This window comes from Desulfosporosinus cupriresistens (assembly GCF_001707885.1).
Classification (GTDB): domain Bacteria; phylum Bacillota; class Desulfitobacteriia; order Desulfitobacteriales; family Desulfitobacteriaceae; genus Desulfosporosinus.
Genome location: NZ_MASS01000046.1, coordinates 1 through 21,571 on the forward strand (window position 1 = coordinate 1; position 21,571 = coordinate 21,571).

General features: G+C 41.9%; 18 protein-coding genes, 13 tRNA genes and 1 pseudogene. 28 read left to right on the forward strand and 4 right to left on the reverse strand.

From position 1 onward, the window contains the following. The first annotated feature begins 163 nt into the window (after positions 1-163). From DSBG_RS15985 to DSBG_RS16070, 19 genes and pseudogenes are all read left to right on the forward strand, one after another. Positions 164-239, forward strand: a tRNA-Ala gene (locus DSBG_RS15985). An 11-nt stretch (positions 240-250) separates the two neighbouring features. Further along, positions 251-327, forward strand: a tRNA-Arg gene (locus DSBG_RS15990). A gap of 18 nt (positions 328-345) precedes the next feature. After that, positions 346-430, forward strand: a tRNA-Leu gene (locus tag DSBG_RS15995). A gap of 45 nt (positions 431-475) precedes the next feature. Continuing rightward, positions 476-550 (forward strand) — tRNA-Met (locus DSBG_RS16000). Between the two features lie 48 nt (positions 551-598). Continuing rightward, positions 599-673, forward strand: a tRNA-Gln gene (locus DSBG_RS16005). Positions 674-677: 4 nt separating this feature from the next. Further along, positions 678-754 (forward strand) — tRNA-Lys (locus tag DSBG_RS16010). A 34-nt stretch (positions 755-788) separates the two neighbouring features. Next, positions 789-862, forward strand: a tRNA-Trp gene (locus DSBG_RS16015). Positions 863-871: 9 nt separating this feature from the next. Continuing rightward, positions 872-947: transfer RNA gene (locus tag DSBG_RS16020), tRNA-Glu, on the forward strand. A gap of 29 nt (positions 948-976) precedes the next feature. Further along, positions 977-1,052: transfer RNA gene (locus DSBG_RS16025), tRNA-Asp, on the forward strand. Between the two features lie 8 nt (positions 1,053-1,060). Then, positions 1,061-1,149: transfer RNA gene (locus DSBG_RS16030), tRNA-Ser, on the forward strand. 7 nt (positions 1,150-1,156) lie between these two features. Then, positions 1,157-1,232, forward strand: a tRNA-Phe gene (locus DSBG_RS16035). 8 nt (positions 1,233-1,240) lie between these two features. Then, positions 1,241-1,315, forward strand: a tRNA-Cys gene (locus DSBG_RS16040). A gap of 9 nt (positions 1,316-1,324) precedes the next feature. Next, positions 1,325-1,411 (forward strand) — tRNA-Leu (locus tag DSBG_RS16045). Positions 1,412-1,999: 588 nt separating this feature from the next. After that, positions 2,000-2,563, forward strand: coding sequence for an RNA polymerase sigma factor (locus tag DSBG_RS16050; RefSeq protein WP_242877686.1), 564 nt, complete (start codon positions 2,000-2,002; stop codon positions 2,561-2,563). Then, positions 2,550-3,077 (forward strand): hypothetical protein, encoded by a 528-nt coding sequence (locus DSBG_RS16055; RefSeq protein ID WP_068965285.1) that lies wholly within the window; start codon positions 2,550-2,552, stop codon positions 3,075-3,077. The genes DSBG_RS16050 and DSBG_RS16055 overlap by 14 nt, the downstream gene beginning before the upstream one ends. 18 nt (positions 3,078-3,095) lie before the next feature. Beyond that, complete coding sequence (gene secD, locus DSBG_RS16060) at positions 3,096-4,334, forward strand: protein translocase subunit SecD (protein WP_068965286.1); 1,239 nt, start codon at positions 3,096-3,098, stop codon at positions 4,332-4,334. Beyond that, on the forward strand, positions 4,334-5,281 hold the full coding sequence (secF, locus tag DSBG_RS16065) for a protein translocase subunit SecF (protein WP_068965287.1): 948 nt from the start codon (positions 4,334-4,336) through the stop codon (positions 5,279-5,281). The genes secD and secF overlap by 1 nt, the downstream gene beginning before the upstream one ends. Positions 5,282-5,305: 24 nt before the next feature. Further along, a pseudogene (locus DSBG_RS22580) lies at positions 5,306-5,478 on the forward strand (flotillin family protein); the annotation flags it as partial. A 536-nt stretch (positions 5,479-6,014) separates the two neighbouring features. Further along, positions 6,015-8,663 (forward strand): translation factor GTPase family protein, encoded by a 2,649-nt coding sequence (locus DSBG_RS16070; RefSeq protein WP_068965288.1) that lies wholly within the window; start codon positions 6,015-6,017, stop codon positions 8,661-8,663. Positions 8,664-8,767: 104 nt separating this feature from the next. On the opposite strand, the gene DSBG_RS16075 is transcribed toward DSBG_RS16070, so the two are convergent. After that, positions 8,768-9,655: a phosphatidylserine decarboxylase gene (locus DSBG_RS16075; RefSeq protein ID WP_068965289.1), complete on the reverse strand. Its 888-nt coding sequence runs from the start codon at positions 9,653-9,655 to the stop codon at positions 8,768-8,770. Between the two features lie 374 nt (positions 9,656-10,029). Between DSBG_RS16075 and DSBG_RS21980 the strand changes: the two genes are divergently transcribed. The 5 genes from DSBG_RS21980 to DSBG_RS16095 all read left to right on the forward strand — a co-directional run bounded on the left by DSBG_RS21980 (position 10,030) and on the right by DSBG_RS16095 (position 14,524). Then, on the forward strand, positions 10,030-10,212 hold the full coding sequence (locus DSBG_RS21980) for a 4Fe-4S binding protein (protein WP_083236925.1): 183 nt from the start codon (positions 10,030-10,032) through the stop codon (positions 10,210-10,212). 333 nt (positions 10,213-10,545) lie between these two features. Then, entirely contained in the window at positions 10,546-10,734 is a 189-nt protein-coding gene (locus DSBG_RS23790) for a ferredoxin family protein (protein ID WP_068965290.1), read from the forward strand. 4 nt (positions 10,735-10,738) lie between these two features. Next, entirely contained in the window at positions 10,739-10,918 is a 180-nt protein-coding gene (locus DSBG_RS23795; protein ID WP_068965291.1) for a hypothetical protein, read from the forward strand. Between the two features lie 173 nt (positions 10,919-11,091). Next, positions 11,092-13,563, forward strand: a complete 2,472-nt coding sequence (locus tag DSBG_RS16090) for a DsrE/DsrF/DrsH-like family protein (RefSeq protein WP_068965292.1) — start codon at positions 11,092-11,094, stop codon at positions 13,561-13,563. An 82-nt stretch (positions 13,564-13,645) separates the two neighbouring features. Continuing rightward, on the forward strand, positions 13,646-14,524 hold the full coding sequence (locus tag DSBG_RS16095; protein ID WP_068965293.1) for an NAD(P)/FAD-dependent oxidoreductase: 879 nt from the start codon (positions 13,646-13,648) through the stop codon (positions 14,522-14,524). 268 nt (positions 14,525-14,792) lie between these two features. Here DSBG_RS16095 and DSBG_RS16100 read toward each other — a convergent pair whose 3' ends face one another. The 3 genes from DSBG_RS16100 to DSBG_RS16110 form a co-directional block, all read right to left on the reverse strand. Next, positions 14,793-15,062 (reverse strand): hypothetical protein, encoded by a 270-nt coding sequence (locus DSBG_RS16100; protein WP_009624936.1) that lies wholly within the window; start codon positions 15,060-15,062, stop codon positions 14,793-14,795. Between the two features lie 179 nt (positions 15,063-15,241). Further along, complete coding sequence (thrB, locus tag DSBG_RS16105) at positions 15,242-16,135, reverse strand: homoserine kinase (protein WP_068965294.1); 894 nt, start codon at positions 16,133-16,135, stop codon at positions 15,242-15,244. After that, positions 16,132-17,427 (reverse strand): homoserine dehydrogenase, encoded by a 1,296-nt coding sequence (locus DSBG_RS16110; RefSeq protein ID WP_068965295.1) that lies wholly within the window; start codon positions 17,425-17,427, stop codon positions 16,132-16,134. Before DSBG_RS16110 ends, thrB begins: the two co-directional genes overlap by 4 nt. Positions 17,428-17,795: 368 nt before the next feature. Between DSBG_RS16110 and ilvE the strand changes: the two genes are divergently transcribed. From ilvE to ilvN (DSBG_RS16130), 4 genes are all read left to right on the forward strand, one after another. Continuing rightward, the gene (ilvE, locus tag DSBG_RS16115; protein ID WP_068965296.1) at positions 17,796-18,677 is read left to right on the forward strand and encodes a branched-chain-amino-acid transaminase; all 882 of its coding nucleotides are present in this window, start codon (positions 17,796-17,798) and stop codon (positions 18,675-18,677) included. A gap of 140 nt (positions 18,678-18,817) precedes the next feature. Further along, the gene (gene ilvN, locus DSBG_RS16120; protein WP_068965297.1) at positions 18,818-19,297 is read left to right on the forward strand and encodes an acetolactate synthase small subunit; all 480 of its coding nucleotides are present in this window, start codon (positions 18,818-18,820) and stop codon (positions 19,295-19,297) included. A 92-nt stretch (positions 19,298-19,389) separates the two neighbouring features. Next, positions 19,390-21,075 carry a biosynthetic-type acetolactate synthase large subunit gene (gene ilvB, locus DSBG_RS16125; protein ID WP_141694345.1) on the forward strand — a complete coding sequence of 562 codons (1,686 nt, stop codon included), beginning with the start codon at positions 19,390-19,392 and terminating at the stop codon, positions 21,073-21,075. Positions 21,076-21,079: 4 nt separating this feature from the next. Further along, positions 21,080-21,559 carry an acetolactate synthase small subunit gene (gene ilvN, locus DSBG_RS16130; protein ID WP_068965299.1) on the forward strand — a complete coding sequence of 160 codons (480 nt, stop codon included), beginning with the start codon at positions 21,080-21,082 and terminating at the stop codon, positions 21,557-21,559. Positions 21,560-21,571 lie beyond the last annotated feature (12 nt).

The window sequence follows — 21,571 nt, forward strand, 5'->3', positions numbered from 1 at the left end:
AAGACAAAAGGGACTACCTTTAGGGTAGCCCTCTTTGTGTCCATTATTACCTTTTCTAGTGTAGAACAAAGGTGATTAGGCTCAGTTGGTAGAATGTACGCCTGATAAGCTCGAGGTTGGTGCTTCGTGCCAACTAAGGCGTTACTATTTAAGTTGATATTGTGGGGGTATAGCTCAGCTGGGAGAGCACCTGCCTTGCAAGCAGGGGGTCAGCGGTTCGATCCCGCTTACCTCCACCATAATATATTTTGCGCTCGTAGCTCAGCTGGATAGAGCGTCTGACTACGAATCAGAAGGCCGGGAGTTCGAATCTCTCCGAGCGCACCATTTTAATTGGTTCCACATGCGGGAGTGGCGTAATTGGCAGACGCGCACGTTTGAGGGGCGTGTGGGTAACTCCGTACGGGTTCAAGTCCCGTCTTCCGCACCAAAGTTTTAAAGAAGTTTTTGTGGAGAGGTACTCCACCAATAACATCGCGGGGTGGAGCAGCGGTAGCTCGTCGGGCTCATAACCCGAAGGTCGTCGGTTCAAATCCGGCCCCCGCAACCAAGATATTGAGGTCATGAGTAAATGCTCTGGTCTAATATATATTGATTTTGGGGTGTCGCCAAGCGGTAAGGCACCAGACTTTGACTCTGGCATTCGGAGGTTCGAATCCTCCCACCCCAGCCAGAACGGGCCATTAGCTCAGTCGGCTAGAGCACCTGACTTTTAATCAGGGTGTCCCGCGTTCGAGTCGCGGATGGCCCACCAAAAAATAATTTGTGTAACTCAGACCCTAATACATAGGGGATTAGTTTAATGGTAGAACAGCGGTCTCCAAAACCGCTGGTGCGGGTTCAACTCCTGCATCCCCTGCCAATTTTTACCGGCCCGTTGGTCAAGCGGTCTAAGACACCGCCCTTTCACGGCGGTTACACGGGTTCGAATCCCGTACGGGTCACCAGTTCGATCCTGTCATCGCCCACCAATCATGGCCCCGTGGTGTAGTGGTTAACATGCCTGCCTGTCACGCAGGAGATCGTCGGTTCAAGTCCGATCGGGGTCGCCATCATACTTGGAGGGGTGTCCGAGTGGTTTAAGGAGCTGGTCTTGAAAACCAGTGACTCCGCAAGGGGCCGTGGGTTCGAATCCCACCCCTTCCGCCAATATTTTGCCTCGGTAGCTCAGTCGGTAGAGCAGGGGACTGAAAATCCCCGTGTCGGCGGTTCGATTCCGTCCTGAGGCACCACTCAATCTGGCGGCATAGCCAAGTGGTAAGGCAGAGGTCTGCAAAACCTCTATTCCTCAGTTCAAATCTGAGTGCCGCCTCCAACTAATTTTGCCGATGTGGCGTAACTGGCAGACGCACGGGACTTAAAATCCCGCGGAGTAACATCCGTACCGGTTCGATTCCGGTCATCGGCACCACATTGTCAAACCCATCATATAGGACAAGTTACAGAACCTAAAGTCCTTAAGTAGGAACGGATTTTAAGGGTTTTTTATTTTTATACTAGCTAAAAGTCAGGGCAATGAAACAAAGCTCAGCTGTATTGCCTTATCACGACGAGGTAGTGGTCTAAGTAATAACTAGGCCGTTTTATGTTCACTGGTTCCAGAACTAAAGTAACAGTAAAAAGAGATATAAAATAGAGATAAATCCGTGCAAATAAGAGCCCTCAGCAATGCTGAGGGCTCTTATTTGCATGGATACAGCTAGCATCGCAGAAGGAAACCTATCGATGCTAGCTGTCATTTGAAACGCGCTTGCTGTAATTCTTGCAGTGGTCTCATTTAGCCACAACCGAAACAGGAGGTTTATTCATGGATCGTGTTGAAAAGAGCAAAGAAAAGTACAAACACTATTTATCGATAAGTGGTAAAAAAGCAACAAAACAAAAATTTCATTAGAAAGTGAACCATTTAGTATATTTAATACACTCTTATTATAGAAGATAAACCCTGGAAGAAAGAAGGGATAATATGGTTAATGCTGACCTAATAAAACAATGTCAAATGGGTGATTTGAATAGTTTTAGCGAGCTTTATCACTTATACAAAAAGAAGGCTTTAGGAACCGCTTACCTCATATCCAACAGAAAAGGAATAGCGGAGGATATCGTACAGGAATCCTTTATTGAATGTTATAAAAGAATCCAAACCATAAAAAATCCAGATGCATTTGAAGCATGGTTTTATAAGATTCTAGTGCGAACAGGTTGGAGGATGGTGAAAAATCACAACTACTTTCTCCTCATGGGTAACCAAACTATGGAGGTTTTAAACGCCATGGATTTTAATTCCGAATTTGATAACAGCGAGACAAACCTGGTGGTACATGAAGCTTTAGCTCAATTAAGTTTACCATTGAAAACTGTCGTCATACTATATTACTTTAACGATATGACCATTGAAGAAATTTCAAAGGTGTTGGGCTGTTTTCCTGGAACTGTAAAATCCAGGCTTTATAATGCTAGAATAAAGCTCCACGACGTATTTAATGAAAATGAACTTAATAGGTCTGCTGACAATATCTTTTTCACTAAAAGAAAGGAGTATGGTTTTGATGGAAATGCCTGAACTCGAGAAGAGAATCAAAGGGGCACTTTTGAGTAAAACAGATGAAATAATACCAGCTGATGAAACTTTCACCCGAATTCTTGAGGGCCTTGAAAAGAAGCAAAAACGAAGAATTCTAAATATGAGCTATACTCACTGCATAATAGCCTTCATATGTGCAGTTTCTGTGATATTTGGAGCAACAATAATCCTATCAGTCAATGAAAAGGCTTCGGCAAGAGAAATAATAAACACCGTTACAACAGTAATTGTTTTGGATAAGAGTAAGAAGGTTGATGAAATAAACAATGACGAAAGTATTATACATACTGTTAACAATGATGCCAAACAGGGTATTGCTGATACTTCAAAGATAGTTGGAAATATCTTTTTTCTACAAACATTTACAAGCTGTTTTTTATTGAGCCAATTAAATGATTTAGAACTATATCTAAAACTAATGATCATTGGGAAATTGACCCTTGCTCAAAATTGGTATGACGATAGGTTTTGGCATGGGCTAGTCCCAGCATAATAAAGGGGAGGGTAGCAGATGAGACGGGGAAACATCATCAAATTAGTGGCCCTTGTGCTGCTTATGGCGGCAGCCGTAGTACTGTCGATTAAACCTTTTGTGGACCCCGTGAAAGGTATCCCGTTGGGTCTTGACTTACGTGGTGGAGTACACTTAGTGTTACAAGCCGAGCCTAATAAAAACGACACTCCGATTACAAACGATGATATGGACAAAGCGAAAGCGATTATCTCAAAGCGGGTCAATGATTTGGGGGTATCAGAACCCATAGTCCAAACAGACTATGATAAAAAACGAATGGTTATCGACTTAGCTGGTGTTACGGATCCCGATAAAGCGGTGGATATTCTGAAATCTACGGCGAAGTTAACGTTTAGGGATCCCCAAGGCAATGTTGTGTTACAAGGGGATGAACTAACTGAAGCCAAGGCTGGGCAGGACCCAACCAATTCAAGCGGTTATGTTGTCAACTTAACATTCTCTACTGATGGAGGTAAAAAGTTTGGAGATTTAACAACCACATATCTCGGGCAAAAAATTGGCATCTATCTGGATGATAAACTCTTAAGAAATCCGATGATTGATACACCGATTCTTAACGGTCATGCCTATATCAACGGTTATTCAACATTAGAGGCTGCAGCCAATCATGCCGTCCTTATGCGTTCTGGTTCATTACCTGTGAGCATGGCCATCGCTGAAAAGCGTCAGGTGGGAGCATCGTTGGGAATTGACTCCTTACACAAAAGCATTAAAGCTGGACTTTACGGTCTAATCTTTATCTTTCTTTTTATGCTGGTTTTCTATCGATTACCCGGTGTTGTAGCAGATTTTTCGCTGATCGTGTATGGCTTAATAGTTCTTTGGATTTTCTGGATGTTCGGAGTTGTCCTAACCCTTCCGGGCATCGCTGGTTTCATCCTCTCCATTGGGATGGCTGTGGACTTTAATATTATTATCTACGAGCGGGTTAAAGAGGAAGTTCGAGCTGGAAAATCCCTGAGGGCTGGTGTGGAAGCTGGATTTAGCAGGGCTTTCATTACAGTTATTGATGCCCACGTGACGACGTTCATAGCCGCAATGACTCTCTATTACTTCGGAAGTGGTTCCATCAGAGGATTTGCGTTGACCTTAGGCGTTGGAATCATTGCCAGCTTGTTTACCGCGATTACGTTTACACGACTTGTGTTACGTTTAATTGTGGGAACGAGTTCAAAAATTAAAACAACCTGGTTTGGTGTAAGGAGGGAGGTATAATGGAAAAAGGACATCCAGCCACTTACGAAGAAGTACAAAAAATACATCCGCTATATTTTAATATTGTGAAGAAACGGTATTGGTGGTTTGCCATTTCCTTATTGGTAATTGTTCCCGGCATTATTTCTCTCTTCATGCAGGGGCTGAATTTAGGGATTGATTTTAAAGGCGGCACGATGATTGATATCACGTTCAAAAAGGCAGTGACGCAGACTGCGATTACGGATACTATGAAATCAGTTGGACTTGATGGCCCGGTGCAATTGTCCAATGGGAATACAAGTGCTTTGATCCGAACAGAGGCACTTGAAGAAACAAAACGAAATGAATTGTTAACTGCTTTGCAAACCAAGGTCGGAGAGTATGACAAAACGACTCTCAAAGAGGATAAAGTAGGCCCGGCGATGGGACAAGAACTTACGAGAAATGCCTTTTTGGCCTTAGGTATTGCTATGGGTTTAATGATCGCCTATATTTCGTTTCGGTTTCAGTTTGTCTTTGCTATCTCTGGGATAATTGCATTATTACACGATGTCTTAGTAGTTGTTGGCCTTTTTTCAATCTTTCAATGGCAGATTGACTCGTCGTTTGTGGCGGCAGTGTTGACAATCTTCGGATACTCTATTAACGACACGGTGGTTATCTTTGACCGGATTCGCGAGAATGAGGCAAAGATGAGGCGTGGAGACAGTTATGAGGACATGGTGGATAAGTCTGTTTGGCAGACGATGCGCCGATCCGTTAATACCGTTGTCACGGTATTGATCGCTTTGTTCTCGGTATATATATTAGGTGGAGAATCGACTAAGGTCTTCTCTTTGGCAATGTTACTTGGAGTATTCAGTGGAGCTTACTCTTCGATTTTTAATGCTAGTCAAATCCTCGTGGAAATTAAGAGGCATATAAAGTATCTGCGAGGTAGAGGCAACAAGGCAGTTCGTGTTTAAATATAACTTTCCGGATGCACATGAGGCCACGGGGAAGGAGCAGCCAGGGTAAGCAATTATGTCACATCACTCATGGCAACTTCTCCAGAGATGTTAAAAATGTATCTGGGATTGACCTGGAAAAAATGGTGAAACAACTGACCGGGACGACTGATCTAGTTGGACAAACAATGAGAGGAGATACAAAACAGGCTTAAAAAATCATGAAATTTAGCCTCACAGTGTAGTTATTTCAATGATAATAAAATAAAGAACAATTAAGACAACATTGTAACGGTAAAACGGTTATATTAGAATTATTGCTCTTAATTAAAGAGGAAGTCGAAACTCATGGAGTTACCAACGATCAGCCAAGTTTTAAAAAGATTATGGTATTTCCACAAGAATGTTGCGATATTATGAGCAAATAAGACTTATTGAAGATCATCATTATATTATGCATCATCTAAGTGAATTTTAATTGGTAAGCTAGTGTGGAAAATTATATTTACACTAACTTACCCTTTTTAATTCTTTGATATAATTTTTTACAAAGAAACTACGGTTTTTAGAATGTATAAATAACAAATCGACAATTAATGATATTAAAAAATTAATTGTTAAGCTTTTTGTTTTTAATGTGAAAGTAATACTCTAAAATTGTTAAAATCCAAACTTACTGGTATCATAAAAATACAAGCCTAAACGAGCTGGGGTTTTAGCAACAGACAAAATGAAGGATTTGAAATAGATTATGAATAAATTAGTCCTTGGAATATTAGCACATGTGGATGCGGGCAAGACGACATTATCTGAGAGTATACTTTATCTGAGCGGTAAAATCGGGAAATTGGGAAGAGTGGACAATAAGGATGCTTATTTAGATACCTATGAGCTTGAAAGGGCAAGAGGAATCACTATTTTCTCCAAGCAGGCCATAGTTGAAATAGGTGAGACTCAGATTACCTTACTAGATACCCCAGGGCATGTGGATTTTTCGACTGAAATGGAAAGAACACTTCAGGTGCTGGACTATGCTATTTTAGTGATAAGCGGAGCGGATGGGGTACAGGGGCATACCAAAACATTATGGCAGCTGCTTCACATGTATCAGATACCTGTTTTTTTATTCGTCAATAAGATGGATCAGAATGGGACGGATAAGGACAAGTTAATGACAGAAATGAAAAAACAGCTGGATGATAGATGCCTTGAATTTGAACAGGTTAAGGCAGAGGGATTTTACGACCAACTGGCTATGTGTGATGAAATAATGATGGAAGCCTATCTGGATACAGGACAAGTTGATGTCGCGCAGATTAAAAAAGCAGTCAAGGAGCGCAAAGTATTTCCATGCTTTTTTGGTTCAGCTTTAAAATTAGAGGGCGTTGAGCAATTTGTGCAGGGTATTGTGAAGTATGCCATGATACCTTACTATCCCTTTGAATTCGGGGCTAAAATATTCAAAATAACAAGAGACGAGCAGGGAAACCGTCTTACGCACATGAAACTTACAGGTGGAAAACTTAAGGTGAAAGATGTCTTAACGAATAGCATCTGGGAAGAGAAAGTTAATCAAATTCGTATCTATTCCGGACAGAAATTCCAGGCAGTGAATGAGATCGAGGCAGGTTCTGTATGCGCAGTAACAGGACTCAGCCAAACCAGACCGGGAGAAGGCTTAGGGATGGAGGAAGCTTCAAATACACCAGTATTGGAACCCGTACTGTTCTATCAGATTATTCTTCCGGAAGGCTGTGACCCAAGAGTGATGATTCCCAAGCTGCGTCAGCTTGAAGAAGAGGAGCCGGAACTTCATATTGTCTGGGATGAGCAGTTACAGGAAATTCAGGCCCAGATCATGGGAGAGGTGCAGATTGAAATTTTGCAGAGCCTTATACAAAGCCGTTTTGGTGTCCCGGTGGCCTTCGATGCTGGAAGGATTGTGTATAAAGAGACTATTGCCAATGTAGTAGAAGGGGTAGGGCACTTTGAACCATTGCGGCATTATGCGGAGGTCCACCTGTTACTCACGCCGGGTGAGCTGGGAAGTGGTCTGCAGTTTGGGGTAGAATGCAGTGAGGATAGCTTAAGTAAAAGCTGGCAAAGACTTATTTTAACCCATCTGGAAGAAAAAGCTCACAAAGGAATTCTAACAGGGTCAGCGATTACAGATATGGAAATTACTTTAGTCTCAGGTAGAGCACACAATAAACATACAGAAGGTGGTGACTTCAGAGAGGCTACCTACCGTGCAGTGCGCCAAGGCTTAAAGGAGGCTAAGTCCATATTGTTGGAGCCGTTTTATGCCTTTCAGCTGGAACTGCCTGTGAAAATGGTAGGAAGAGCTATGACTGACATTGAGAAAATGCATGGCACATGCGAAATATCACAGACAAATAGTGAGATGGCGGTTCTTGTGGGGAGCGCACCTGTTGTTTCCATGAGAAATTATCAGCAAGAGTTAGTTGCCTATACCAAAGGTCTTGGCAGGCTGTTCTGCAGTCTGAAAGGGTACGAACCATGCCATAATGCGGAAGAGGTCATAGAAAGTATTGGGTATGATTCAGAAAGAGACCTAGAAAACCCGACAGGTTCTGTATTTTGTGCACATGGTACAGGTTTCTTGGTGGATTGGGATGAAGTAAAGGACTACATGCATGTTGAAAGCTATCTTCAGGAAAAAGACGAATTAGCGGGAGAAACAGCCCCAAACCAGGCCTCATACACAGAAGAGAAGTCGATCAGTTTAGAGGAGATTGATCAAATTATCAATAACACCTTTTATGCGAACCAAGGGAAGAAGTCTGCCTGGAAAAAACGCAAAACAGCCCGCGAAAGTTATTATGAACCGGTTACCTATGTCAGCAGACGGAAGGAAACCAAAGAAGAGTATCTCCTTGTTGACGGCTATAATATTATTTTTGCGTGGCCTGAGCTAAAAGAGCTTGCAGATGGCAATATGGACGGCGCCAGGATGAAATTGCTTGATACTCTAAGTAATTATCAGGGGATTCGACGCTGTCAGATTATCATTGTGTTTGATGCTTACCTTGTTAAGGGTCATCTTGAGGAAGTAATCGACTATCATAATGTCCATATGGTCTATACCAAGGAGGCCCAAACGGCGGACCAGTATATTGAAAAATTTGCCCATGATAATCAGAAAAAATATAATATAGCAGTTGCAACGTCAGACGGTTTACAGCAGATCATTATCAGGGGGGCAGGATGTGCCTTATTATCCGCCAGAGAACTGAAGGCTGAGATCGAAAGGGCTAATGAAAGAATAAATCGGGAATATCAGGAAATACAGGGAAGAGACCGTAATTACCTAATGGATGCATTGTCTCTTGAAGCAAAACAGCAGATGGAAGAACTGATAAAAAAAGAAAATGATTAAGTAAACAAATTAGTTTGGTGAACAAATATTTGGTGCGTTGGCAAAACAGTTGGGTATTTCGGAAGCTGCAGTGTCCCAGCACCTACAAGTGTTAAGGAAGGTGGTCACTGTCTTATTCCAATCTTTTCGCCAATTAAAACGTAACTTTCATAACCTAGCTTGGTTTGCTCAACGATGTCCTCGTCAATTGTAACTCTATCCGCCTCGAAGAATAGGATTACTGTGGACCCGCCAAACTTGAAATACCCCTTTTCATCTCCACGATTTACGCGTTTTTGGGGAGTATAGGTTTGTACAATTGAGCCAACACAGGTTGCTCCTACTTCTACATATAAAACATCCCCATAGTGATCTGAATGGAAAGTGCTCCATTCTCTTTTATTTTCACAAAAAACTTTCTCTACCTTATGAAGGGCAATTGGATTGACAGAATAGTAAGCGCCTTTAATTTTTTTTGTATCCTCACAGGCTCCACTGTCTATGAAATGATAGCGGTGATAATCCGTCGGACAGAGTCTTAAAATCAAGCAGGTCCCCTTATTATATTTCTGAGCAACTCGATCATCTTTGATCAATTCTCTAAGGCTATACGTAAAACCCTTGACTTGAACCAGTCGATCCAAATCTATTTTTTCATGAGCAAAAAGCTTCCCATCTCCAAATGATATAAGTGAATGGCTATCCCAATCGATAGTGCGTGCCTCAGACTTTAATTTGCGATAAAAAAAGTCATTAAAGGATGAGAAATTCTTCAATTTCTTTTCGACAATAGACATATCTATGTTAAATTTGGTAATAAAAGAATTAATCTTTTTCCTGCTTATTGATCTGTCTAAATACCAACCATAGAGGCTTGAACACATTCTTCTCTTAATAATTGCTTCCAAAAGATTCATGCCAATAGGGGAGGAGTAGGTCCAATTTAAAACCTTTTCTCCGGCTACCTTTTCTATTTCGTAGGATTTGTTTTTCCGATTATAATACTTTATCAAATGCAGCAACTCCTATAGAAGATATTGTAAGTTATTTCTTGACGTTTTAGCAAGTGGAAAGAAACGCAAAGTCTTTGTGCTTCTAAAAAAACATGCTGGAAGCTCAAAGATAGAAAATGTGTTGAACTGGTATGATGAAAGTGCGGTTTAGCTATATTGAGTCCCTACTCACAAGGTGGGGATTATTTACGCTTATGTGTAAGTTTAATTGCATTTAAGCATTAGAAAGTGCGAAGAATGTTCAGAGGGAAAGATGTTGTTCTTGACAATTAAATCTTCTGAATCTATACTATACACATACCCCCTAAGGGTATAATAATTAAGGCGAAATTTTTGAAAATATAAAGAACAATTTTTTAGAGGGAAGTGTTTTCATGATAATATCAGTTGACCAAAATAGATGTCCTCAAAACCATTCTTGTCCAGCAATACAAGTTTGCTCAGTTTTTGCAATTAGACAATATGGATTTGATGCGCCTAAAATTGACCAGGAGAAATGCACTAAGTGTAAAAAATGTGTAAAATATTGTCCGATGGGAGCATTACAGGTTATATAAGACATTTGTCTTAGCAAGAGCAACGTCTAATAATTCTTGGGAATCGTACAGACCACAGATGGTGGTCACAAATGATTATTCTAAATGCAAGAGAGATGGGTATTAAATAGACTGAAGTGAAGTTGGAGAAGTTATCGTAAAATAGTTGACAAATGAAAGAGAGTCGAATATATTGAATCATAGATACCCATCCGGGGTATCTGGGATGGAAGAAGTTCGTAAAGCGAGATCTCGCTTAAGATTAAGCGCGGTTATCACAACTAAAAGACCACGCAGTTATAGAATGGCAGGAACACAGAAACCGTGTGTTTCTCCTAATGAGGAGGAGTGGAAATGGCGGCATTCATCTTGGAAAAATTGTGTTTAGGGTGTAAACATTGTGTAAAAGCTTGCCCTGTTCAGGCAATCAAAATGATGGCACATCTTCCGGTCGTAGATCCGTCTTTATGTACGGAATGTGAAGTCTGTATGGAAAGATGTATGCATGGAGCCATTACTTTTATTGCAACAGAGGAGAATTAAGCGAATGAATAGGGATCAACAACATGAACTTGAGTTTCAGCTTAACGCTGTAGAAAAAAAGTTAGCAGAGTTAAAGTCGCGTTGGCCATTTCATTCGGTGCAACCTAAGATGGTGGCTGAGCTGGAGGACTTGGAAGAGGAAAAGGAACGATTACAATGCTTAATCGATAGTCAGAAAGAATAACTGACTGAGATCTGTGAGGTTGAATGTTTTAGTATGTCAGTTGGTGTTCTCTTTTTCACAAGTTTAATTTGATGGATTAAGGCTATATTTTTGAAGAAAAAGGAAGAAACTAAGGTTGTAGTCAGCGGACAGTGAAATGAGTGCAATATCGATCATCAGAGGAGGAAGAAACTATGAGTAAAAAAGTATTAATCGTAGGCGGTGTAGCAGGTGGGGCTTCGGCAGCCGCAAGACTTAGAAGACTTGATGAAAGCGCTGAGATAATTATGTTCGAAAGGGATGAGTACATCTCCTTTGCAAATTGTGGTTTGCCTTATTATATTGGAGAAACAATTAAGGAGAGGGAGAAACTACTAGTCCAAACACCTGAAAGCATGAAGAGTAGATTCAATATTGATGTAAGAATTAATAGTGAAGTTATTGGGGTTGATACCACTAAAAAAGTAGCTAGGGTACGAAGTAGAGACAAGGGTGAGTATGAAGAACAATATGATTATCTAGTTTTATCCCCCGGAGCAAGAGCAATTAAACCAAATATCGAAGGGATAAACAGTAAGCGGATATTTACTCTAAGAAATATACCAGACACTGATAACATTAAAGCTTATGTGGACAAAAAAGGAATTAATAGGGCTGTCGTTATTGGTGGAGGCTTTGTTGGAGTAGAAATGGCTGAAAATTTGAAGGATAGAGGCCTTGAAGTTACTCTAGTAGAGGCAGCACCTCATATAATGGCGCCCTTTGACACAGATATGGTTGTCTCACTCGAAAAAGAATTGTTAGACAATGGGGTTGGGTTAATTTTAAATGATGGGGTTAAAGCTTTTAAGGACCAGGAAAATAGCATTGAAATAAGCTTAAATAGTGGTACAAAACTGAGTACGGATCTCGTGATTTTAGCTATCGGGGTATTTCCAGATACAGGATTTCTGCAGGATAGCGGCATAGAGCGAGGAGCCAAAGGGCATATATTAGTCAATGAAAATATGAAGACCTCTGCCGATAATGTCTTTGCAGTAGGCGATGCTATTGAAGTTGTTGATTTTGTTAACAAGCAAAATACTGCAGTTCCATTAGCAGGACCCGCCAATAAACAAGGGAGAATTGCAGCGGATAATATAGCAGGATTAAAAACGTCCTACAAGGGTACTCAGGGGACATCAATCATTAAGGTTTTTGGATTAACAGCAGCAAGTACTGGCAATAATGAACGTACTTTAAACAGATTAAGTATTCCTTATAAAGTCATTACCGTTCATCCAGCTTCCCACGCCTCTTATTACCCGGGATCTTTGACAATGACCTTAAAGCTTATTTTTAACGAGGACGGCAAAATATTAGGAGCTCAAGGCTTTGGTTATGCTGGTGTAGATAAGAGAATTGATGTGATTGCGACTGTCATTAGATTGGGTGGAACAGTCACTGATTTAACGGAATTAGAGCTGTGCTATGCGCCTCCTTTCTCATCAGCAAAGGATCCGGTCAATATGGCAGGTTATGTTGCGGAAAACGTTTTAGCAGGTAGAGTGGATGTTATTAAAGCTGAGGAAGCTTTAGCTTATAATCGAGAAAACATGTTATTATTAGATGTGCGTACTGGAGATGAATTCGATAATGGGCATCTTGAAGGAGCAATAAATATACCGGTAGACAGCCTAAGAGAAAGAATAGGGGAACTAGATAAGAATAAAGAGATATTTGAATATTGCCAAATCGGGCTCAGAGGATATGTGGCTGCTAGAATTTTAACTCAAAATGGTTTTAAAGTCAGAAACATCGATGGAGGATATAAGTGTGCTTCAATGTTAAACTTTAAACCAACTAAAGTTGATAATTCGGATAACTCAAAAAGGTCGATGATCGATTCAGATACCCAAGTTGTTAAAGGCGAAGTGCAAAAAGGAGATTATGATAAAAGCCTTGATGCCTGTGGCTTATGTTGTCCAGGACCACTTATTCAAGTCAAAGCGTCTTTAGATCAACTAAATGATGGTCAAATTCTCAAGGTTACTGCTTCGGACCCTGGATTTTATGAAGATATCAAGGCCTGGTGTAGTAAAACAAATAATGAACTCGTTAATATCGAAAGAAATAAAGGAATGATTGAAGCCTTTATAAAAAAAGGAGATAAATGTAAGGTTGTGAATAATTCATTTCCAGCGGATGCCCTGTTGAAAGACAAAAAAACAATGGTGGTATTTAGTGGAGACCTAGACAAAGCGCTGGCATCCTTTATAATTGCTAATGGGGCGGTGGCCATGGGTAAAAAGGTTACCATGTTCTTTACCTTTTGGGGACTCAATATTTTGAGAAAACCTGAGAGAGTATCCGTTAGAAAAGGCATAATTGACTCAATGTTTGGCTTTATGATGCCCAGAGGGAGTAGAAAGCTTAAGCTTTCGAAAATGAACATGATGGGTCTGGGCGGTAAACTGATCAGAAGAGTGATGAAGAACAAAAATATTAGCTCGCTAGAGGATTTAATTAAATCAGCAGTGGATAGTGGTGTGGAAGTAGTTGCTTGTTCAATGACCATGGATCTTATGGGGTTAAAGAAAGAAGAACTTATTGATGGCATTACCATCGGTGGAGTTGGCTATTATTTGGGTGAGGCTGAAGAATCAAATGTAAATTTATTTATTTAGGAGTTGTGTTCTTGTTTAGATGATTTAGTATTATTTAGGGAACACTTATTGAGTCAACTTTTCTCGAGGAGGTTTAGCAAAGATGCCAGAGGATATTCAAACGCTAAAAAAACATTATGAACTTGTGATTGTTGGATGTGGGCCGGCAGGGATGGCTGCCGCCCTTAATGCCAAGATCCGAAATCGCGATTTTATTTTACTGGGCTCGGAATTCTGTAGTCCCAAGCTCTCCAAAGCTCCGCAAATTGAAAATTGGCTTGGTTTTCCAGAAATAGGCGGAGAAGAATTGCGTCAACGGTTCTTAAACCATGTTAAGGAAAAGGAAATATCCATTGTAAATTTTAAAGTAACCAGTATTTATCCTGGGCCACCTTATACGCTTGTAGGTAAGGATAAATCCTTAGAAGCGGATGCCGTAATTCTAGCGACAGGGGTATCAGTAGGCAAATTATTTCCGGGTGAAGCTGAATTACTGGGTCGTGGTGTTGGATATTGCGCAACCTGTGATGGGCCCTTATATAAGAATAAGAGTGTTGCGATTATTGCTTATAATTCAGAAGGGGAAGACGAAGCTAATTTTATGGTGGACATCTGTGCTAAAGTTTATTATATTCCCTACTATAAAGAGATGGTGAGGCTTGACCCAAGAGTAGAGGTTAAGAAGGGGAAAGTTCAGAAAATAGTGGGTGATCGTACCGTAGAACAACTTGATCTTGGAGAGGAACAATTGACGGTAGATGGTGTATTCATCATGAGAGAAACACTACCTGCTGAGCAGCTTGTAGCCGGCTTGGAAATGGAAGATGCTGCAATCAAGGTTAATCATAAACTGGAGTCAAATATGCCAGGATTGTTTGCTGCTGGAGATTGCACAGGTCAACCCTATCAACTAATTAAAGCTGCAGGAGAAGGTGGAACTGCAGCTTTGCAAGCCATAAAATACCTTGATAACCTAAAATAAAAGCAATTTACTGTATGCAATAAAAAGGCCTAGGTATTATACACCTAGGCCAAACCTTGTTTACCGGGCACTATTAACAAATAATATTTTCACGATCTTTGAAGAGGAGCAATAACAATAATATTATGATAACTGCTAACTCTATTTGGATTAAAATCATAAGTTTAACCCTCCTTTATTAAAGTCATGAAAGAAAATGGGTTATATCTGATATAGCTTATTCAACATGTCCACTGAGTGTTCAATCCTACCCCTTTTCACAAAATAATTATTGGGATACAAACGTAATACTTCTGATTGGGATCCGAACAACCGGGCGGCATCCATCCACTGGTTTTCCAATATTGGAAAACAGTCTAGCGTTGGTTAACAAAGCGACTCCATCTTGTAGGCCACCAAAGTTGCCTACCCAAAAACTTGAATCCATTCCTATTCTCAAACGAGTACCAATTGGATAAGTGTCAAATAACCCTACAAGTGGTGGAACCGGACTAAAAGGTACTCCGAATGGTACTCTAAATAGTGGTCCAAATAACATATGGTTGATCCCCTTTTTTTTCATCTGCCACGTACGTGGCGATATAAGATAAGAAAATTCGGGATTACCACAGTTAGATTATTTATAATTTAAGATATGTACAAGTTTTAAAAAGTGTTACAAGATGACCAATAATTAAGCCATCTCATGCAAAATCTTACAGGAGATGGCTTTGTTCATCAAATTACTTTTGCTCCTTCTGAATCAATGCCTAAGGCATAGGATTCAGCGTGAATTTCGTGCTTATTGAAAACATCGAGCATACTGTGCGCAACGTTCTGTTCTAATTCAAGTTCAGTGAGTGCCAAAAGTGTTGGTCCCGAGCCGCTGAGAGCAGCTCCATAAGCACCAGCTTGAAGGGCGGTTTCTAACGTATCCAGTAGACCGGGAATGAGCACAGCTCGTTGATTCTGGTGAAGGACGTCACGCATCCCTTCTTTTAAGAAAGAATACTCTTCGCGAATAAAGGATTCAATCAGCAGTCCAGCATGGGAAATATTAAAAACTGCATCGTTGCGAGAAACGTGAGGAGGTAAAATCCCTCGAGCCTTTTCTGTTTTCAGGAGAAGGTCTGGAATAACAACGACCGCTCTTAACTTAGGCGAACGAGCTAGGACACGTGGAAGAATGCCATCGTTTGTAGGTATTGACAGGGTGACTCCCCCATACAAAGCTGGTGTAACGTTGTCGGGATGCCCTTCTATGGCATTGGCGACTTGGAGTAACTCGTACTTAGAATACGGTGATCCGGCTAACGAATTGGCTGCTACAAGACCACCGACGATAGCTGCAGAACTGCTCCCTAAGCCTCGAGCAGGAGGAATGTGATTTTCAAGGGTTAAGGCGACTGAGGGAGTAGGGTAACCAATAAGTTGCCAGAGGTAGCACATTGTTCGCCAAACAAGGTTGTTTTCATCAGTTGAAATCCCGTCACTGTAAGACCCAGCTAGAGAGATATTGAACGGTCGGTTCGTCTCAACTGTGATTGTGTTATGGAGTTGAAGTGCCAGTCCTAAACAGTCAAATCCAGGTCCAAGATTGGCAGAGGTGGCCGGTATCTTAACGCGAATCATTCTTTTTCGTCCTGTCCGCTTTCAAAGCGAATCACATTGTGAATATTTAGTACTTTGCTATACGCTCTGACAGAATCTAAGGCTTCTTGAAGTGCTCCTTCACGACAAGGGTGGGTCACAAGGACAATTTCCGCTTGCTGTTCGCCACGGGGTTTCTGAATGATTGAGGCGAAGCTGATATTTGCTTCGGCAAAAAGAAGGGCTAAGGTAGCAAGGACACGAGGTTCGTCCTTGACGAGAAGGCGAACATAGAAAGAGGTATGAAAGTCTGATATGGCCTTGAGGGGGAGTTCCAAGTAACAGGAGCAATTAATAGACGATTTTGAGTTTGACTGGATATTGCGAACAATGCGCATAATATCGGATATGATTGCACTTCCTGTGGGAAGAGAACCTGCACCTCGTCCATAAAACATGGTTTCTCCAACGGCATCGCCAACGACATAAATGGCGTTAAAAACACCATTTACCGAGGCGAGCGGATGAGTTTTAGGCAAGATAGCGGGATGTACTCGAACTTCAATTCCTTGATCTTGATGTTTAGTAATGGCTAAAAGCTTAATGGTACAACCCAGCTCAGCTGCATAGGCCAGATCTTCGCGCGTAATTTTAGAAATGCCTTCAACAAATACGTCTTTGAGGGCAACACGTGAGTTAAAGGCAAGGGAAGACAGGATAGCAAGTTTTCGTGCCGCATCCAAGCCATCAACATCGGCAGAAGGGTCGGCTTCAGCATAACCTAATTGTTGGGCCTCAGCCAGAACTTCCTCATACTCTCGGCCCTGTTCAGCCATGGCGGTAAGAATGTAGTTAGTTGTTCCATTAATAATCCCAATTACATCGGTAATACGATTAGCAGCCAGAGACTCTTTTAAAGCTGCAATAATCGGAATTCCACCGCCAACACTCGCTTCAAAGTAGAGATCTTTCCCAGCCGCATCGGCGGCGTCAAGAAGTTCATGACCATGAAGAGCAATTAAATCCTTATTAGCGGTGACAACATGTTTACCCTGTCGTAAAGCTTCTAAAATAAAGGTGCGAGCAGGTTCGATTCCTCCCATTACCTCCACAATAATATCAATTTCAGGGTCTTGAAGAATTTCTTCTGGTTGATCTGTGAGTCGAAAGTCTCCGCTAACTTCGCGTTCCCTGTGAAGATCACGATCGAGAATTGCTTTGATTTTAATTTCACAATGGGCCCGAGTCTGAATATCCTCTGCGTTCTGTTGTAATATGGTTACAACACCGGTACCCACCGTTCCTAGACCTAATATACCAATGTGAATCGTCATGGCAAGACAACTCCTCTCAAAGAAAACAAATGTGTTTGCATAGAGGACATTATACCTTGTTTTAGCGGTCTTTGACAAGAGCTTAATGATGAAATCATTAACATTCATTGTAAAAAGGGTTGACACTTAAGAGTGTATTCTGTATCATATACACAAAGTTAACAATATAAATGTTTTATAACAGAAAAGGAAGTGTACCTAGGGTTCCGGGGGCAACCTGTCTGGTCCAAGCGGTACAGAATCCATATTGGATTTACACCGTGGGTAGAAAAAACTCAAGCGGAAAGTTCCACGTTGCTAGGGGACTACGCTTAGGGTTTTTATTTTTTAATCTGTCTGGACTACATAAGAAATGAGGTTGTTTAAAAATGGGATTGGTTATCTACTGCAATGGTGCATTTGTTTCAGAGGAGGAGGCAAAGATCTCGGTATTCGACCATGGTTTCCTATATGGAGACGGTATTTTCGAAGGAATTCGGGCCTACCATGGTCGAGTGTTTAAATTAGAAGAGCATTTAAAACGCCTGTATGAGTCCGCTCAATCAATTCTTTTAAACGTTGGTATTTCTAAAGAAGAGATGCAGGAGATCGTTTTGGAGACGCTGCGTCGTAATAATTTAAAGGATGCATATATTCGCTTGGTCGTTTCTCGTGGCAAGGGTGATCTGGGACTAGATCCCATCAAGTGTCCACAGGCGGCAATATTTTGTATAGCGGCTCAAATAAAGATTTTTGAGCCGAGCATGTATGAGCAGGGTTTGGAAGTCAAAACCGTGGCCATTCGCCGTAATAATCTGGACTCATTGAGCCCGAGGATTAAATCACTAAACTATCTAAATAACATTCTGGCCAAGATCGAAGCTAATCAGGCTGGTGTAGTAGAAGGAATTATGCTTAATCAAGAAGGATATGTGGCTGAAGGTACGTCAGATAATATCTTTATCTATCGAGATGGAGTATTAAAAACCCCTCCTCTTTCAGCAGGCATACTCCAAGGTATCACTCGGGATTCTGTGTTACAACTTACGAGTGAATTGGGAATTAAGGCAGTAGAGGAGCTATTTACACGGCATGACCTATATACTGCCGATGAGTGTTTCCTCACTGGTACTGCTGCCGAACTGATCCCAGTAATCAAAGTAGATGGTCGTGTAATAGGCGATGGGACTCCTGGGGAAGTATATCGAAAACTTCTAGTTGCATTTCGGGCCTTTACTCATGTCAATGGCCCTGAAATATACAATGCATAGGGTGCACAACGTCGAGATGTATTAGGTGAGGTTAGGAGCGAGAGGGGAATGAGTATAGATACAGGTAAAAAGGTGACTTAAGATGTATTGCCAATGATTGTACATGGAAACCCATTACAGAAATGCTAGGGGGTAAAGACATGTTGCATACACTTGCTGTTCTTGTGGAGAACCATCCTGGTGTTTTAACGCGGGTGGCAGGATTATTTGCGCGCAGGGCGTATAATATTGACAGTCTCTCTGTCTGCCAAACGGACAATCCTAAGCTTTCGAGAATGACCATTGTCGTAAATGGAGATGATCAGGTCATTGAGCAAGTGAGAAATCAACTTAATAAACTCGTGATTGTCCACACAGTCACGGATTTGACAGCCGAAAGTGTTGTTGATCGAGAGCTCGCGCTGATACGTATCCAGGTTGGCTCGGAAACACGCTCAGAGGTTCTTCAGACGGTCGATATTTTTCGAGGACGGGTTGTTGATATGGGGAGAACCAATCTTACCATTGAGCTAACCGGTGACATCGGTAAAATAAACGCCTTTATTAAAGCAATTCGTCCTTATGGGTTGTTAGAGTTGGTTCGAACCGGAAAGATCGCTATTATGCGATCGGAAACGTGAAGGTTCCTAGCGTCTTTACTTGTATTGATGGGCTCCGAAAATTTAAGTGAGCAGGGTGCAATGGCTTGACGAGTTAGGAGGGGGAGATGAGTATGAACGCAGGAAAAAAGAGTTTAAAAGGTGCAACTCTCTTATTAGAGGCTCTGGAAAAGGAAGGCGTTGACGTTATCTTTGGTTATCCAGGTGGAGTATTACTCCCGTTGTATGATGCCCTACTCGATAGTTCTGTTCGACATATTCTAGTACGCCACGAACAGGGGGGAGTGCATGCTGCCGATGGTTATGCACGCGTAACCGGTAAAGTAGGAGTATGCTTAGCAACGTCAGGTCCGGGAGCCACGAATCTAGTGACCGGTATTGCCAATGCCTATATGGATTCTATTCCCCTAGTTGTTTTAACGGGGCAGGTGGTTACCAGTCTACTCGGAACAGATTCTTTTCAAGAAGCGGATATTACAGGGATCACCACGCCGATTACTAAGCACAGTTATTTGGTGAAGGATGCACGAGAGATTCCACGGATTGTCAAAGAGGCCTTTTATCTGGCCGGAACAGGTCGGCCAGGTCCTGTACTCATCGATCTTCCCAAGGACATTTTAGCTGCAGAAATCGAACCCTTTTCTACAGAGATGAACTTGAAGGGGTATCATGTGCCAGGCAAGGGAGATAGTGATAAGATCGCTGAAGTAGCGAAGGCGCTCTCAGAATGCAGTAAACCTGTAATCTATGCCGGGGGTGGTGTGATTACGGCAGGAGCTGGAGCAGTCTTAAAGCAGTTGGCGGAAAAAGCTTCGTTGCCAGTAGTTACGACCTTGATGGGGATTGGGTGCTTCCCTTACGGGCATCCTAATCTCTTAGGTATGGTAGGTTTGCATGGAGCCGTAGCGGCAAACTATGCTGTGGATGATTGCGATTTGCTCATTGCAGTGGGGGTGCGTTTTGATGATCGTGTGACCAGTGGTTTAGGCCATCTTTTTGCAACCAGAGCTAAAATCATTCATATTGACATCGATCTTGCAGAAATTGCCAAGGTGGTAAGAACGCATATCCCGATCGTTGGTGATGCTCGCCTGGTTCTGGAAGAACTATTAGAAGCCCTAGCAGGCTTTCAACTTCCTCAAGTAGCAGACTGGTGGGACCAATTGCGTTCTTGGAAGAATTATTACCCTATGAGGTATGACAAGGACAGATTGACCGCTCAGCTGGTAATCGAATGTATCGGAGAGCTTGCCAACGAGGATACGATGGTGATAACGGATGTCGGACAACATCAAATGTGGGCTGCCCAAGTTTATCCGGTTGTCAAGTCACGTAATTTTGCGACCAGTGGTGGGCTCGGAACGATGGGCTTTGGCCTCCCAGCTGCTATGGGTGCCCAAATAGCTCGTCCTGACGATATGGCTGTTTTGATCACTGGGGATGGTTCCTTTCAAATGTGTATTCAGGAACTTGCGACCATTGCTCATAATAAACTTCCCGTTAAAATAGTACTTCTAAACAACGGAGTCTTAGGTATGGTTCGCCAATTGCAGAAATATTTTAGCGGCGAGCGGTATAATCAGATCGATCTCCAGGGCAATCCAGATTTCATCAAAGTAGCGGAGGCCTATGGAATTCACGGAATCCGTGTTGATTCCTTGGAACAGGTACGCAGCGCTATTTCTGAAGCATTTGAACATCCCGGCCCCGTCTTGTTAGAGTTTGCGATCTCTCCGAACGATGATGTCTTGCCAATTGTTCCACCGGGTAAACCCATTACAGAAATGCTAGGAGGGTAAAAACATGTTGCATACACTTGCGGCCCTTGTGGAGAATCATCCTGGTGTTTTGACCCGGATAGCTGGATTATTTGCGCGAAGAGCGTATAATATTGATAGTCTCTCTGTCTGCCAAACGGAAGATCCTGCCTTATCGAGAATGACTATTGTCGTAAATGGCGATGCTCAGGTTATTGAGCAAGTGAGAAATCAGCTCAATAAACTGGTGATCGTCCACTCAGTCACGGATTTGACAGCCGAGAGTGTTGTTAACCGGGAACTGGCGTTAATACGTATCAAGGTTAGCTCGGAAACCCGGTCAGAGGTTCTTCAAACGATCGATATTTTTCGAGGACGGGTTGTAGATATGGGAAGAACCAACCTTACCGTCGAGTTGACGGGGGACATTGAAAAGATTGATGGGTTTGTTAAGGCCATCCGTCCTTATGGGTTACTAGAGTTGGTTCGAACCGGAAAGATTGCCATTAGGCGATCGGATGTTTGAGGCTTCAGAGAG